This window comes from Candidatus Melainabacteria bacterium (assembly GCA_003963305.1).
Taxonomy (GTDB): Bacteria; Cyanobacteriota; Vampirovibrionia; order Obscuribacterales; family Obscuribacteraceae; genus PALSA-1081.
Window position 1 is genome coordinate 141220 of sequence record RXJR01000021.1, and the last position, 16793, is coordinate 158012.

8 protein-coding genes and 1 tRNA gene are annotated in these 16793 nt (G+C 52.1%); 4 read left to right on the forward strand and 5 right to left on the reverse strand.

The genetic code is table 11. The annotated features are described in order from the left end of the window. Nucleotides 1–211: 211 nt before the first annotated feature. From tig to EKK48_20615, 5 genes are all read right to left on the reverse strand, one after another. Nucleotides 212–1615: a trigger factor gene (tig, locus tag EKK48_20595; protein ID RTL38834.1), complete on the reverse strand. Its 1404-nt coding sequence runs from the start codon at nt 1613–1615 to the stop codon at nt 212–214. A 156-nt stretch (nt 1616–1771) separates the two neighbouring features. Continuing rightward, entirely contained in the window at nt 1772–2494 is a 723-nt protein-coding gene (locus tag EKK48_20600; protein RTL38835.1) for a hypothetical protein, read from the reverse strand. Between the two features lie 114 nt (nt 2495–2608). Next, nucleotides 2609–2683: transfer RNA gene (locus tag EKK48_20605), tRNA-Gly, on the reverse strand. A 119-nt stretch (nt 2684–2802) separates the two neighbouring features. Then, nucleotides 2803–3786 (reverse strand): Gfo/Idh/MocA family oxidoreductase, encoded by a 984-nt coding sequence (locus tag EKK48_20610; protein RTL38836.1) that lies wholly within the window; start codon nt 3784–3786, stop codon nt 2803–2805. Nucleotides 3787–3789: 3 nt separating this feature from the next. After that, on the reverse strand, nt 3790–4071 hold the full coding sequence (locus tag EKK48_20615) for an HU family DNA-binding protein (protein ID RTL38837.1): 282 nt from the start codon (nt 4069–4071) through the stop codon (nt 3790–3792). Between the two features lie 261 nt (nt 4072–4332). Here EKK48_20615 and alr point away from each other — a divergent pair, with 261 nt between their 5' ends. From alr to EKK48_20635, 4 genes are all read left to right on the forward strand, one after another. After that, complete coding sequence (gene alr / locus EKK48_20620; protein RTL38838.1) at nt 4333–5526, forward strand: alanine racemase; 1194 nt, start codon at nt 4333–4335, stop codon at nt 5524–5526. Further along, on the forward strand, nt 5498–6172 hold the full coding sequence (gene nadD, locus EKK48_20625; GenBank protein RTL38839.1) for a nicotinate (nicotinamide) nucleotide adenylyltransferase: 675 nt from the start codon (nt 5498–5500) through the stop codon (nt 6170–6172). The genes alr and nadD overlap by 29 nt, the downstream gene beginning before the upstream one ends. A 291-nt stretch (nt 6173–6463) precedes the next feature. Beyond that, nucleotides 6464–15616: a hypothetical protein gene (locus EKK48_20630; GenBank protein RTL38840.1), complete on the forward strand. Its 9153-nt coding sequence runs from the start codon at nt 6464–6466 to the stop codon at nt 15614–15616. Beyond that, nucleotides 15613–16791: a leucine-rich repeat domain-containing protein gene (locus EKK48_20635; protein RTL38841.1), complete on the forward strand. Its 1179-nt coding sequence runs from the start codon at nt 15613–15615 to the stop codon at nt 16789–16791. The genes EKK48_20630 and EKK48_20635 overlap by 4 nt, the downstream gene beginning before the upstream one ends. The last annotated feature ends 2 nt before the right edge of the window (nt 16792–16793 follow it).

Here is a 16793-nt window from a genome sequence, read left to right on the forward strand (position 1 = left end):
GCTGACTTCTTGTTGGTGGGCACTGACGATCTAATGACATAGTCTTCCTTCCTGCTTTCCTTCTTGTATTACCTAACTAAACTTAGCACTAATTTTCAGCGTTTTACGAGCATTTGTGTAAGTTGCCATCAAGTTGCCGACTTTCGATGAAATTCACGCGTCTGGATATTATCTTACTCAAATACTGATAGCGCAGATTAAATCGAGCCGATCAACTCTTTTGAGCTGTTTTTTCGGAAGCTTTTTTACTGCTCTTCTTCGACTCGCCCTGTTCATGCTCACAAGCTTCGCCTTCTTTGTGATGGTGATGCTCGTGATCGTGTTCGTGTTCGGGTTCAGCCACAAATTGAATCTTGGCGCTGCCGACCAGGAATTGCACAACCTTGTTTGTCAGCACTTCTTCCATGACCTGGCGACGCAGTTCTTCATTGCGAGCCACTTGCTCGGCCTGCAAATCGTAGCGAGCCACAATTTCTGCAAGATAAGGAGCAATTTCGTCGTCGTCGACGCTCATTTTTTCAGCTCGAACAACAGCACCTAGAACGAGGCTGGTCAGCACTCTCTGGCGTGCTTCTTCCAACTTGTTTGCACGTACTTGTTCGAAATCAGGAGATTGCTGGAATTCTTCCCAGTTCTGATTATTCTGCTCGAGATAACGCTTTACTTGTTGCAACAGCAAGTCACGCTCACGTTCTACCATCGTCTCAGGAATGTCGACGGTGGCGGCATTGACTACAGCTTCAACAACGGCGCGCTGCGATCGCATTTCATTTTCCTGACGAACTTCTTCGCCAAGGCGCTCCTGCAGTGCATCTTTGAGAGCCTGCAAAGACGGCTGTCCGATTGAAACGGCCAGTTCGTCGTTCAATTCGGGAGTAACACGCTCACGAAGCTCTTTCAAATCAACTTTGAAATTAGCGTCTTGATTGGCTAATTCCTTGTTGCGATATTCTTCCGGGAATTTGACGTTAACTTCGAATTGCTGTCCTGGTTCTTTACCGATCAACTGATCGCAGAAACCTTCGATGAAAGTGCCTTCTTTGACTTCGAGAACCAGTCCCTCAGCCTTTCCACCCTCGACAAGCTTACCGTCGACATAGCACTCGAAATCGAGTAGAACGGTATCGCCCTTGGCCACAGGTCTCGCCGGCGCAGCTTTCAAGCTGGCTTTCGATTCAGCGATGCTGGCCAGGGCTCTGTCCATTGCATCCGCAGGAAGCGTTGCTTCCGGCACGTCGACTGAAACGCCTGTGTATGAGCCGAGAGTGACTTCCGGTCTAACTTCGAAATTAGCGTTCAGCTTCAGTGGTGAACCGAGTTCGAACTCGCATGAATCGATCTGCGGTTCTGTAATCACATCGAGACTTTCGTCCATAATGGCGCGGCTGAGCAACTCCGGCACTAGCTTTTCGAGAGCCTCGCGCTTGATGTATTCGACACCAAGTGTTTTTTCGATGATATTTCTAGGAGCTTTTCCTCGTCGGAATCCAGGAATATTTACCTGGTGGCTGAGACTGCGACAAGCCATTTCGTAGGCCTTGAGCGCTTTTTCTGATTCCAATTCCAAGCCCATGCGGACGAGGTTTTTGCCTTCCCTGTCAAGGGTGACCTTCATGTGATTTTTCCCTGTTTGAATGCATTAGACATCAGTTCAAGACGACCAATGTCCTGCTGAGACCGCGAACAGCCGCTGATTTTATCACGTCACAGGCGATCAGGCGGTCACTTAGGCGCCTTCTGAGCATGCATATTTACTTTTTTAGATGTTGAACTACTCAGTCGGTGCCTGACTGGATGGAGCCGGCGCTTGAGTAGATGGAACGGTCTCTGGCGAAGATGGAACGGGCGCCTGGGTCGACTGAACCGGCGCAGCCGTGCCGGTATTAACTCGTGTCTGGCTTGTTTGAGGACCAACCAGGATGTTCTGCCCGCCTGCATTTGAGACTTCAAGAGCGACCAGAAGAGCGAAATTGATAGTGAGAAAAATGCCCAGGAATGTTGCTCCCATCAACAGCTGCCAGGTCAATAGAGCCTGACGGGGACTGAGAGTGTTCAATATCCCGAATCTGTTGGCAACATAGAAAAGCAGCATTACGCCAACCAGCGCATCGCAAGCCAAAACGAGCGGCACTCGATGGGGAGCCAGTTGCGGCACGATCAACGAAACGACCGTGAAGATTGCACCGATAAGCAACGAGATACTGGTGGCACGGTCGCTGTCGCGAACGCGCACGTCATCATCTTTCGAGAGACTGTTGATATAGCGCAGAGCCGCCAGACTGCTGTACCAGCGCGAACGGCGTTGCACGATGCCGCCACCCGGATTGGCGTAGACGGGATTTCCGGCACCGGAAGTGTCTTTCTTATCCAGATCCGAAGAGGCAATCGTATTAGATTTCTGACTGTTTTCAGGAGCTGAACCGGCACCAACCACAAGCTCGGGGGCGTCTGAAGCGTCTTTTGCAGGCTTAGCTTTCTTGTCAGCTTCAGTCATCAAAATCGCCTCATCGCAAACTGCCAATCAGAGACGCACGACGACATCTCACAAGCCCTAATATAGCAGGGCTGCCTGACAGGCGGTCGCAAGACGTGCAATTTAGATTAAAAATGGAGCGGAAGACGAGGCTCGAACTCGCGACATTCTCCTTGGCAAGGAGACATTCTACCACTGAATTACTTCCGCACTCCGCGATAGAAACTCATTATACAGCGTGACGATGCGATGGCAACTTTTCTACATTCTCAGTTAACGATTGCTGCAAAAAGTTTTCCAAACAAACAAAGTCGATCAATTGTTGAGTCTCAGCGGCTCGCCACCGGGCGACTGGACAGGCGTTTTTCCACATCGGCAAGGATGCGCACTACTTGATAGGCGTTATTGGCATCAGTGCGTGGTCTCTTACCTGTAGTTATGCATTGCAGGAAGTGTTCGCATTCCAGTCGCAAAGGCTCGTATGAAGAGTACGATGGATACTCGATAATCATCCGGCCGTCTTTGGTCTGACTGTACAAACTGATCTTATTTTTGGTCTGAGTGTCATTGAGAACGGCAGTTTTCAAAGTGCCGTTAATTGTCAGCCGCACAAGCTTCTGGGGATCAATCCAGCTGTTTCGAATTTGCCCCTGGATGACTTTGCCATTGACTGGAAAATTCAAATCGAGATATGCAACGTCGACAAGCCCGTCGCCAAGCGTATCCCAACCACCGACCCGACTGACATCAGGCGCCTCACAATCAAGCAGATAACTCATCATGGAAATGTCGTGGGGAGCGAGATCCCACAAGACGCTCCAGTGTTGCCGATTGAGGTTGTAATTCATGCGGTCTGATTTGATGAAACGCAAATCGCCCAGTTCTCCTGAGGCAATCATCTCTTTCAGACAGTTGACGGCGGGATGATACAGCAAGAGGTGCCCAACCATGAGCACGAGATTCTCTCTTGTCGCAATCTCGTCGAGTTCTTCCGCTTCGCGAACGTCTCTTGCCAGTGGTTTTTCCACATAGACGTGCTTGCCGGCGAGCAGTGACTTTTTGGCAAGCTCGAAGTGAGTATCACTGGGAGTGGCGATGACGACGGCACTGACACCGGGGTGCTGCAGAACGCTTTCAAAGCTGTCAGTAAGTTCGACTTCGATGGGGCGGTTTTCGGACACGACTTTGTTCCGCGCTGCCGGACTGGCATCGCAAGCGATCGCTAAGGCACCTAACTGAGCAAAGTTGCGAACCAGGTTTTGTCCCCAAGCTCCACAACCAACGACTGCTACCTTCGGTGACTCCAACCCTATCCCCTATTTTTTCTTGTTAACCGCTTCGCTGAATTCCTTTCCTACTCTAAATCCAGGAACGCGCTTGGCGGGAATATGTAATGGTTCATTTGTCTTTGGATTACGTCCAGTGCGGGCTTTGCGCTGGCGTGCTTCAAAGGTGCCGAAGCCGACGAGAGTAACTTTCTCGCCAGTTGACACGTGCTTGATGATTGTTTCCATCATCTTATTGATGACCTGCTCGGCATCTTTTTTGGTAGTGCCGGCTTCTTTTGCGACTACGTCAACCAGTTCAGCTTTATTCAAGTCTTTCCACTCCTCAATCACCCTGACGAACTGACCGTGATTCCTGGGACGCCTGAACAGAACTCCACAGTTGCATCGCTTAAGATCTGGATGGATCGCTTTTGACAAGCTGACCTGAGATTGGTCTTAATGCCACCATCATCTGAAAGCGTTGTGCAGCTTGTGTAAAAGCCACATAGTGCCTACAACCTTGAAGCAATGCTAGCATATCCTCGCGGACTCACAAGCTCTTGATGCCGCTAGTGTTTAGAGAAATTACTAATGCTTGCGTCCCGCCAATCAACCGTTTCATCAAATCACAGAGATGCCTGGGTGGAAATTGATCTGGAAAAGATCGAGCAAAATGCCCGCACCATCAAGTCCTGGTTCACACGCCCCGACACGGGGCTGATGGCGGTTGTGAAGAGTGACGGATACGGTCACGGAGCCGTGGGCGTGGCGGCAGCGGCTGTGGGGGCTGGGGCGTCGCGCCTGGGCGTGGCGACGGTCGATGAGGGCATCGAACTGAGAACATCCGATCGTGTAACGCCGATCCTCATTCTCGGCCCGGTCCCAACAGGCGCGGTTCAAACAGCCGTAGAACACAATCTGGATTTAACCATAACCAGCCAGGCTGATTTGAATGCGGCTAAGGCGCTAGCCAGGCAAGTTAAGTTGGCCAATCAAATTAATAGGAACATCAAACTACACTTGAAAGTTGACACGGGCATGCACCGCCTTGGGGCAGCTCCTGACGACGTCGAAACCTTAGTGCAGCAGATTATCTCAGACCCCCAACTGGAGTTGATAAGCATTTTCAGCCATCTGGCCAAAGCAGATCAGCTGCCGTTCACAGAAAAACAAGATCAGTGCTTTCGAGCCGTATTGAAGAGACTGTCAGCCAAATTTCCCGGACTGCTCAAGGCTGACGGAGGTAAAGTGCTGGCTCACATCGCTTCTGGTGACGCGGCCAGACATAATCCTTTCACACAACATGATCTGGTGCGAGCCGGGCTCAACTTGTACGGGTTGGAAGCGCGCACCGTATCTGATGTCGTGAAACCGGCACTTTCAATAAGAGCCAAGATCAACTCGCTTCGTGAAATCGAAGCAGGAGAAACGGTTGGCTACAATATGACCTGGACAGCCCAGTCGAAGTCTCGCATCGCATCGGTGCCACTGGGGTACGCAGACGGAATCGACAGAGGACTGTCGAATCGCATGGAAGCACTGCTTCACGGCAAAAGAGTAAAACAGGTCGGATTGATCAGCATGGACCAAATGTTGTTTGATGTTACAGCAGTGCCGGAATCTGCGCTGGGCGACACTCTGACCTTGATTGGCACAGATCAAGACCTGTCCATTCAGCTGGCAGACTGGGCCAACATGCTCGATACGATTACATATGAGTTAGCATGTAGAATGCGTTTGAGATTGCCGCGGATTTATATGCACGGTTCAGTCGTGCAAACTTGATGGAGACACTTTGCGTAAGATCGGGCTTTTCTGCGGAACCTTCAACCCCATTCATTCCGGACATTTGCTGATTGCAGAGTGTGCACGCGATCAGTTCAACCTCGATCGCGTCTTTTTCATCACCAGCCCAAGCCCTCCCCACAGACAAGATCAGAGCTTGCTCGACGCGAGCGCCCGACACGATATGGTATCGGTTGCGGTGGCAGACAATCCTTACTTCGAAGCTTCCAGCGTGGAATTAGAACGCGATGGTCTGTCATACACTATCGATACCGTCGAACACTTTCAAAAACTTTATCCTAAAACGAAGATCTCGCTCGTAATCGGCGGCGACAACGTCAAATATCTAAAAGATTGGCACCGAGCCCAGGATCTTTTTAAACAATGCCATTTTTTAGTGGCACCGCGATTGATATCATTTGCACGCCAGGAGAGCAGTTCGGAAGTCTCGATGAAAACACTGGTCAAGAAAGAAACAGTTGAACTGAAGGGCATGCGCATCAGCGTCATAGACTTCCCCGGCATTGCCATTTCCGCCTCATACATTCGCGGTCGACTGGCACGCCGGCAAACGGTATTGTATATGGTGCCACCGGCCGTCAACAAAATACTTACCGACAACAAGTACTACCTGGACCCGAAATAATTAATCCCCGGACCGGCTCGGGTCAGCGCCCGGGGGTGTAGACGGCAGGCGTGACGGGTATGTGATATCCAGAACGGCTCTTTGCTTGCACATTAAATCTCGACCTCGGACAGCTTAAGCTGCCCGAATCTCGTTTGCTCACGACTCCGTCACGCCGAAGGTACACAATATTCATGACAACCCGGTAAGGTTCTCCAAGATAGTCTTTGCAGCAATATCAATCGGCGCGACTTATCTAAATTCACGGAAACACGGCATCCCGTTTACCATCCGATTCTAAAAACAAAAATAGTGACCTCACAGTCGTCAGAAGTTACCAACAAACCTGAAGCTAAGCCGCCTATCGAAGCCGCGGTTCATAAAGAGCATGATGCCGGCGAGCACGAAATCGAGCGTGAAGACCACGCCTCTGTCGAAGCAGTAAAGGCGTTCGAATCCGGTCAAACCATTCCCAAAACCCGCGGCAACGGAGAGCGGGTTTTACCCAGCGGCGACGCTCTTCTTGAACAGATCAAAAGCGTTGAAGCCGCCAAACCGGCGTCGACTGAAAACATTAAACGAACCAATGGCGATTCTGTATTCGTCGATAGAGACGCACGAGGCACTGTCGTGCGCATCGCCGAAACTGACGGCAGCGAATGGAAGCGCAGCCCTGACGGCAAATCTTTCGTTCTGGGCGGCTCGAACGAAAAAATCCCGGTCAAAGACATCAAAATCGGCGAGGACGGCAGCTACACCCTGGTGATGCCCAACGGCGACCAGCTCAGGCGTAACCCAGACCGCAGTGTAAGCTCGCTAGATGCCCAGGGGCACGAGCGTTCTCGCCAGAACAACGATGGCTCGAGAGTCAACTTCGACCACAACCACCGTGTCGTCTTGACGGTCGACGCCAGCGGCGCTCAGAGAGGTTACGGCTACGACAAAGATGGACGACTGGCAGCACTGGTCGAGCCGAACGGTTCGGTCTGGCGCAGCACCGACGGCAGAAACTGGCAACAAGAAGGGTCAAACCAACAACGCGCTGGAGAGATAACGGTTAATCCGGATGGCTCGCAGACAGTAAAAAACTCCCGCGGAGAAACCACAACGTTCCAGATAAACGGCGCCACTGTGTCGCGCGATAACCAGGGACGCGTTGCCGCAATCAAAGATGCCGAGGGAATTGAGCGACTCTTTGCTTATGACGCCCAGGGCAAACTCTCAGGCGTGAAAGAATCGAACGGCTCAATATGGGCAAGCAAAGACGGCGGAAAAACCTGGCAACACAATGGTCAGGAGTCAATAAAAGCAGAGTTAAGCGTTGATGCTAATGGAAATTTGCATCAGAAAACAGAAGACGGCAGAGAAGTCGTTAAGCGCACTGACGGTTGGACAGAAAGCAAAGATGGCAACCAGACGCGACTGGAGAGAGTTAACGCCGACGGCTCCAGGGTAGTAAAAAATTCCCAGGATCAAGTCGTCGAAATTAAAGACCTGACCGGCAAATCACGGCAGTTCGAATACAACGAACAAGGACAAATAGTCAAAGTCAGCGACGCGTCAGGCGTAAGAACAGCCAGTGACGGAGTTACATGGATCAATGCCGACGGCAAACCGGCATTCAAAGGTCGAGTCGACGTCAATCAGGACGGACTGTACAGAGAAGTCAGAGAAGACGGCAGCAAGTCCATCTATAAGCCGGACGGCTCAGTATTGAGCGTCGACACCAGTAACCGCATCTCGAAAGTGGAACAACCAGGCGGCGCCTGGCGAGCCTTCGAGTATAACAGCGCCAATCAAGTAGCGCGCATTACCGACAGCACTGGCAACAGCCTCAGCACCACTGATGGTTCCACATGGACGAGAGAGGGTGGCGGCGAGAAGCTCAGAATGAACGTCAATGTGCGACTGGATGGCACCTACGAAGAAGTTCGCGCCAACGGCGAGCGGATGATCAGCACAACTGACGGGCGCACCCTCACCTTCGACAAGCAGCAAAAGATTCAACTTGCTCAAGCTGCCGACGGCTCGCAGATGCGCTATCAATACGACGAAAGCGGCAGAGCAAAAGGCTTTGAGCTAACCAACAAAGACGGCAGCAAAGTCAGTTTCGATGCGGAAGGGCACGTCACACGCACACAAAGCAAAAACAATGAAGTACGTGACTACAAATATGCAAACGGCAAATTATCCGAAATCAAAGACACGGACGGCAAAGTCTGGACGAGCACAGACAGTGAAAACTGGACCTCAAGTAGCGGTGAAAAGAGCAAAGGCGCCAGATGGGTCTCAAACGACGGGCAGTACAACTACGCTGAAAATAACGGCATCGTCACAAAGCAGCTTGACGGCAATACGCTCTACCGAGAGCAATCTGGCGCCACAAGGCTGGAGAACAAATCTGGTCAGGTTATTGAAACGACCGATACGAAAGGAGTGAAAAGAACATACGAACGCAACGGGCAGGGCGACATCACAAGATTCACCGAAGGAGCGGACACCTGGGTAAAGACAGACCAGGACGGCTGGCGCAACACCAGGGATGGTGCCACATGGCAGGGTAAACTGGGTGTCGAGAAAGACGGAACTTACTATCAAGAAGACAAAGACGGCAACAAACAATGGCGAAAACCAGACGGTTCGCGCCAGAACGTCATCTATAAGAGCATGGAAGTAGCCGCTGACGCCATCGAATACGCCATGAACGGCGGACTGACCGGCTGGGGATGCGACAGAGCGACAATCAACGCAACGCTCGAAAATAAAACAGAAGCAGAAAGAAAACAAATAACCGAGATCTGGGAGAAAAAATACGGCACCAAGTACGGACAGACGCTGGAAGCGGCCTTCAAAGGCGAGATGAGCGGCTCAGATCTGGACAAAGCCATGGCGCTTCTGAAGCGCCCAGACGGCGCCGACAATGCCGGCACAATCCGCGTAGCGCTGACTGAGAGTGGCGAGTGGATGGGGCGCTCCAGAGGTGAACTCGAGAAGGTGGTTCGCAATACCCTCGAAACGATGAGTGCCGCAGACGTCGCCAAAACGGATCAGGAATACAGACGCCGCTACGGAACATCTCTGGCTGATGCTATCCAGAACGATGCCAATCTGTCAGCCGACACAAAAGCGGCTGCGGCTCTCTACATGAAGGGTTACGACAACAGAAAACCCGAGGAAACACTGGACCTTGCCAAAAAAGCAGCATCAGCCGGCAACGTAGATATGTTCGCAGAAGCGATGCGCCGGGCGCCCAAGGAAGTGCGCGACTACTTCGCCTCGCCCGAAGGTCAAAAGTTGATGTCGGACAACTTCGAGGGTCACTGGTATCACGCCCTCTCCCTCGGATTGACTGGCAACGTAAGCGACACCGATTACCGGCATGTTAAGGACTATGCTGAGTTTGGAAAACTCTCAGTCAGCACACAGACTACAGACAATACAAGTTGGCTCGGCGATAACGAAAAGGCTATCGAGCACTCACTTTCCACCATGAGTGACGCCGAACGCAAGTCGTACATGCTGGGGCGGCAAATTGCCAACAATGAAACAGTTGATTCGTCGATCACAGCCGAGCAGCGACAGAGGGCGCAAGATTACTATACGAAGACCAGTGCAGCATTGAAGGCCGCGGCAGGGCAATGGTATTCAGGCGATTCGCAAACCAACGAATTCGCCAAATGGGAAGACATGATCGCCCAGAAGAATGGTGGGCTCGTAACTCGGCTGGCTGATCACCGTGGCACCATATACGATTCTTCCATGCAAGATGTGATCGCCACCGTCGAGAACATGTCCAAAGACGACTGGGAAAAATTGCATGGCGATCCCAAGCAGCGCGAGCGCATAGAAACAGTGCTCAAGACTTATCTTTCAGACGACGAACTGAAACGCACCATGAACGTTGTCGATGCAAAAATGAGAGCCGGCTCTTTCGAGGCTAGTCAACAAAATCGCAGACCGGTGCTCGACGCCATTGAAGATAACCGTCGCTGGTACAACAATGATGAAGCGAAAATCTACGAAGCCCTGACTAACATGACAGACAGCGAGCGCGCCCTCTACAGAAAGGGCAGCGAGGCCGGCAGCACTGATGAAACGGCGAAAGCTTTCGCTCGCTCACTCGATCAAAAACTCAGAGACAGCCTCGATTCAAGCGAACTGACCGTAGCAAACGGGCTCCTGGAAAAGGTAAAACGCGGCGAAAAACCAAAGATGTCCGTCATAGACAAGATGAACGTGCAGGCATCTTACACATTCAGCGACAAAGCGCAGATAGTTCGAGACATTCAAGAAGCCTTCGACAAAGATCCCAAACTACAATCAAGAATTGCCAACCCGCAAACTGATGCAGATCGCGCCTATGCCGCTCAATTCAAAGAAGCCGCCGAAAGAGCGATGGGACACTCGAATTACAACACTTACGCCAGGCCGCTCATCGAAACCGGTCATCTACCGACGGAATTGCAGTTGGACCTCAATCGCGGCATATTCAACGATGACGAGCAGGGCGCCTATAAAGACATTCAACGAGCCAGTGCCGACGAGAAACAACGCATCCTTACCGACAAGGCTTTTCAAGATCGCGTCCTGGGATTCTTGAGTGCCGACGAAAGACAGGTTGCTCTTGCATCTATGCAGCAAGGCGAGATGAGGCCCGAAGACAAACTTCGCTCTTATCAGCTCGGGCTGGGCACCAGCGAAGACGAGATCAAACAAACTCTGTCAGAGCTGAACGACCGTTCGCAACTGAAAAAAGACGGCAAGTCTGAAGACGAGATCGATGCCATTATTCAGCAGCGACTGCAACGTGTTCGCGATGAATATGCTCGCAAGTACGGGGCAGACCTTTCGGCTGATCTCGTCTCGGAGCTGGGCGGCAAAGATCAGCGCGAAGCACTGCGGGCGGTGAACGGGCGTGACTCCCGCTCCGAATATCTTTACGCACTGAACGAAGCCGCGACGACGCGATCGGGATGGGGCAGCGGATTCGTCGACAGAGCCTGGGATGGCACTGGCTACCAGCTCGATAACGAAATCAATCAACTGGCCGCTGCGACGGTGCAAGACCCGGCAAAAATGCGCGAATACGTTGAAAATGTCTACAAGATGGTCGACATGCATTCCTCATCGAAAGAAGCTCTTGCCGATGCAATTGTCGACACGACAGTGGCAGCTGTTGCTGTGGGCGGAGCATTTGTTTCGGGTGGACTGAGCCTGTCACTGCTTGCCTACACCGGCGCCGGCGCGGCAATATTTAAAGTGGGATTGAAAGCTGGCATCATGGGCGGTGACTATGATGCAATGAGCAGCCAACTGGCAGTGGATGCAGGCACTGGTTTTGCAGACGGTTTTACAGCCTTCCTGGGTGCCGGAGTGGGCAAATCTGCGGCTGAGAAGGTGCTGGCTCAAGCAGGCAAGAACATGTTGAGAGAAGGCTCGGAAACAGCTCTTAAAGAAGGGGCCGAGGCGCTCGTCAAACAAGGACTCAAAGACGGAGCAAAAGTTAGTGACGAGGCAATTCTGGCACTGGCCAGACAGGTAGCGAAGGACGGAGATCAACAAGCCGTCGCTGCGCTGTTAAAGAAAAGCATCGGCGACGCTATGGAAGAGCAAAGCCGTTCGGTTCTGAAACAACTGGTAATGAGCACTCCGCAAAATGCTCTGGCTGGATTTGCCGGCGCGACAGGTTCCGGCAGCATTCGTGCCGCGAACGACGCCAGAGATTTCGGCGAATTTGTAAGAATGACAGCCACATCAGCGGCGTTTGGAACGTTCGGCGGCACAGTCGGTCCATTCGTCCTTGTCCCTGGTGCGATGGCCGCAGGCAAAGCCTGGAACGGTCTGCGCAATGCCATGACACATGAAGCAACTGCAGTCGACGCCGTGGCAGCCCGCGCTGCCAACGCCGCCGAGAGAAAAGTGCCGGCAGAGATGACGCCGCAGGCACATTCGCCAGCCGAAAGTGGCGCCGTCACTGCTCCGGCCCATGCCACCGACACGCCTCCTCGGGCTGACCTGGCAGGCAACACCGAGACACACCCGCGCACCGATAGTGCTCCTGAAACCTACGTCCGAACGAGCAGCGATAAGCCCGTCCCGACCAACGAAACAACGGAACCTTACAGGGTCATGGAATACAAACCACAATCTGGTAAACCAGATGTGGTGGCAAAACCAGAAGCCGTTGCTCAGTCAAATGCTTATAAAGACTCGGGCGAAATTCGTGGCAAGTTAGAAGACGGATTCCAGGTTGTCGGCGGCGAAACACGCATCGGCAGCGATGGCAACTTCCACGATCCGAATCGCCCCGCTATAGTGCTTGATCGCTCGCAAGACCAGGTGTTGCGAGACACTATTGCCGAAGCCCACGCACGTTTCGACAGATACAAAAACGATCCGCAAAAACTGGCTGAAGAACTGGCGGCGTATTCAAAAGAAAAAATGCAGCCTGCCGATTGGACCAACAAACAAGTCGACGACGCAGATGCGATGTTCCGCAGCCAGAATGGCAACAAGAGAATTCTACTGGGAGACTACATCGAGAGAGCCAGACTGGGTGAAGGAGCAGGAGCCTGCCAGCCCCAGACACTGCTCATGAAAGTGCTCGGCGATGATTTCGGGCTTTACATATCGATGAGCAAAGGCTACCTGGGTAAAGTGCCACCAGGAGGAATACCACCGGGTTACTCACCAAACCACGCCTTCACCGAACTCCATTTAAAAGACCAAAGCTTAGTATTCGACCCTCGCAACAACATCACCGGCACCTCGATCGACCGCTTACCACACCTCACACCAGCAAGAGATTTCAGAGTCGGCGATGCAGTAACACCAGAAGCATTCCAGATCAAACCGGGCGACACTGTTGCCCACGACTCGACACAGTGGAGAATTTCAGACGAGGCGCCCACAAATCAGGGCGACCTGGTTCTGCGTCGCGATGGACAGGTTTCGCTCACAGCCAGGGAAATAGCCGCCACCAATCCGAACCAGCCCATCAAAATCGGCAGCGAACTCGAGATCAACGTCAACGGCAAGAGAGAAGGTGGCTGGATTGTCCAGGGCACCAATGGCGATGGCACAGTGCGTCTCAGCAAAGCTGATGCCGTCAAAATCGAAGTCTCTCCGGCACAGTTGGCTGTCGAAAATGCTCAGATCGCACGAGCGCTCGGGCGAGATAACCAGGTGCTGGGCGCTGTCAACGACCTGAAGCTCGTCAATCGAGAGCTCACACAGATTCAGAACAACCTGAGCCGCTCACGATTGACTCCGCGAGAAAAGGGAGAAATATTCGACGCCATAAAGGCCCACCTGCAAACAGCAGAGGCAAAAGAATTGCCGGCTCTTGCGCACCAACTGGCCAGTCTCGACATGGGAAGCCGCGGTCCAGCGATCAAAGAGTTGCTCAACTTATCTGCAAAATATCCGGAAATCGATCTCAAGTTCGCACTTAGAGGCGACATCGATGTTCACGATTTGCAAGCCTACACGAAGCTCGCCAGAGCCCATGAGCAGCTGCAGGATGTTCCTGCAGCAGTGCGAGATCGCGTCGAGTCGGCGCTCAGAGATCGCTTCGAAATTTACAGCCGCGTTTCTCAGCCGCGAGCAATTGAGGGTCTGCGCAGGCAGTCAGAAAATATCGCTGATGCTTTAGACGGCTTCAGTCGCAACAAGACAATAGATCCAAAAATTGCTCAAAACGTCGCCGAACTGCTCGACATGGGCGCAGACAGACCAATTCGCATCGGCTTCAAACAGATCATGGACCCGGCTGCTGATGCCGGTGCTGTAAAAATGTACACGGAACTGACTCGCCAGGGTCTGAACATCGACATTCCAGCGAGCGCAGCGGGCGGTCATGTTCAAGAATTCAACGCATTCACAAGATTGCGCGACCTGGCCGGCGAAGGAAAGCTTGGAGACAGTTGGGTATTCGTTCCTTCCGCTAATGCATCTGCGGCTGATACTGCCAACATCGACGGTGCCTTCCTGAACATGAAAACCAAGCAGTGGGTGCCGGTTGACATTGCCCTCGACGCCTCGACTGTCGCCAAAAAGGTAGGCGAAGGCAAAGGCGATTGGGCCTTCGCGCTGCGAGACCCTCACACACGCAGGTTGATGACTGGTGATGACCTGGCCCTGGCGGCGAGAGAATTCATTGCTGACCGCACAGTTCCACACTTGAGCATTGAAAAATTACAACCACCATATGGCACAGGCAACTTGCCGTTCCCAGAATTCCGGCGCATCCTCACTGCCGTAGAAGGAGACGCCAACGGCAGGGTTGGTACAACCGCACGACAGATGGAAGCAATCAGAAATTTCGTAAACCATAACCGCAATCAGATCAGCGAGCCGGAACGTTCTTTCTACGAACATATGGAGCATCAACTCTCGGTATCGATGAAGCCGCGCAAACTGGAAACCGAGCTGGCCGGAGATCTGATTCCAAACATCGGCAACGCTGTAGATGTGAGACTTTACCCTAACAACAATGCGCCCCTGAAACCTTTGCACCCTCGCCTCGACTACGATACGTCCGTTGATCCCAGAGGCGTCAGATACATCGAGTTCCCCAGAACAAACCCAACCAGTTCAAAAGACATCAAAGCAATCAGAGTCTACGAAGACGGAAACGTTGTTGGTATCGATGTCGGCGGACACAACTTGAAGATGAGTTCGCTTAAAAACACAATGGAACGAGCCGCACTGCACACCCAACAATCGGAGCCAGGCGTACTCAGAAAAGTTGTCAAAACCACACCGGCACAATTCGACTTCAACGGAAAGACAGCAGAGCAAATTCTGCATGACTACCCTGCTATACAAATGCTTGGAGATGCAGTCGAAAACCCAGCCGCGCTCAAACAAGCTGCTTCCAACAACGCGGCTCTCGACAAAGTCAGAAAAGCAGTCAACGCCGATACAAAACTGCCGGTCATGCCGGACAGCGAAAAGTTGGATCTAGCAAAAGCCGTTCTAGAGGCGCGAAATGCCCTCAACAATCAGAAATTGGCACCATCTGAGGTGCTGGCGCTCGATCAAGTAAAGAAAGCTTTGCCGAACACCGCCACCTGGCAAGAGGCAATGGAGGCGCGAGCAGCTCTCGACAGACTGCAATTGCCGCTTTCCGATGCCAACAAAGCACTTACTGCCGCTCGCATACAAAAAGCTTCCGAAAATAAAGTGAGCAACGATGCTGTAAAAACCATTCTGGAATATATGGAATTAGATGGGTCCGATCTCTCTGACAAAAATCTTCTCGAATTCATCGGCAAGCGTTATACAAATGTAAAGCCAGCCGACGTCGAAAAGGACATCGTCGATGTTCTCGAGTTCTATAAGCAAGCCAAACAAGTAAAGAACTATTCACCAGAGACGCTTAACACCAGATATGCGAAAATGCTCCAGTTACTCGAATACAACTGGCCAGTGAGCATGGCTGTAGCAGAGGCGCTCAAGTGACGGAAGCCCCAATATTCGAACTGGTTTCAAATTACGATTTTGTCAGCGGTGCCTCGAGAATTTATCGCAAAAACGGTGTTGCGGTAATAATTCCCGATGCGCTAGCCGCCGATCTCGAGAACTGGAGAAAAGAATACGACGGCGGTAAACTGCCGACACATTTGAAAAGTGAACCTCATGACACTATATTCGGTGTGCTAAGTTTACTTCCCAACCCTGGACTTGTAAGCGAAATAATTCTGGGCAATATACAAACAGGCGAGCCGGTCGAGACTCTATTCTATGCGCCGACAGCCAGGGCCATGGAGCCGGGGCGACTTATACTGCCCGATGTGCTGCCACTCTCGGAAGTATCAAGAGCCGTAGTCGAAGGTTGGGCGAGAATGGTCTGGCTTACCTACACCGTTGAAACGCATTTCTTCCGATATGCAGCCTTTCTCGAGAATACAGAAATCAGAGAGGACTCGCCAGCCACCTATGATTTTGAATACTTTGCACTGTATACGGTGCGAGACTTTTTCCTCGCCGACGAGAAAGAATTCAAGCAATTCCTGTCGACATTGCCACTGCAGGCAGTGACATTGGGGAGAGCACTAAAACGAGCCTGCGATGAAGACGCCAGTCATGCAAGCAAGCACATTCACCACTGCATCGATGCAGTCGAGAGCGAAGCGCTGCCAGTGGCACAGCAAAAACTCCTCGAAATCGTAAAGACCGAGCCTGGTGAAAGTGAAGAATTTGCCGCAGCCCTTAAACTGCTCATCACTATGGCGAGCCCCGAGCAACTAGCGACACTGCCTTTATCTGACATTGACCTGTCGCATGAACCGCACCAACCCGACGATCTTTCCAAACTGGGAAAAATCACCTCTCTAGAAAGATTAAATTTGAGCCAGAGCGCTATTACGCGAGAAGGTACCGGTTTCCTGAAAGACCTCGTCAATCTCAAACAGCTTGACCTGTCCAACACCAGAATCATGAGTACCTCTCTCAACCCTTTGCGCGGAGCACCCAACCTGGAAGAGCTGGACATTTCAAACACAGCCGTCAATGATTCGATTCTCTCGATATTGCCCAAACTACCGGCGCTAAAGCGGGTCAACGTTGTCGGCACAGACCTGTCAAATGTCGATGACCTGAGAGCCGCCCTGCCGGGCTGCACGGTCACCGGCTGACG

Bases quoted from the DNA above. Each gene is read 5' to 3' on its own strand.
- alr (RTL38838.1), top strand. From the start codon at position 4,333: ATGCTTGCGTCCCGCCAATCAACCGTTTCATCAAATCACAGAGATGCC.
- EKK48_20600 (RTL38835.1), bottom strand. From the start codon at position 2,494: ATGACTGAAGCTGACAAGAAAGCTAAGCCTGCAAAAGACGCTTCAGAC.
- tig (RTL38834.1), bottom strand. From the start codon at position 1,615: ATGAAGGTCACCCTTGACAGGGAAGGCAAAAACCTCGTCCGCATGGGC.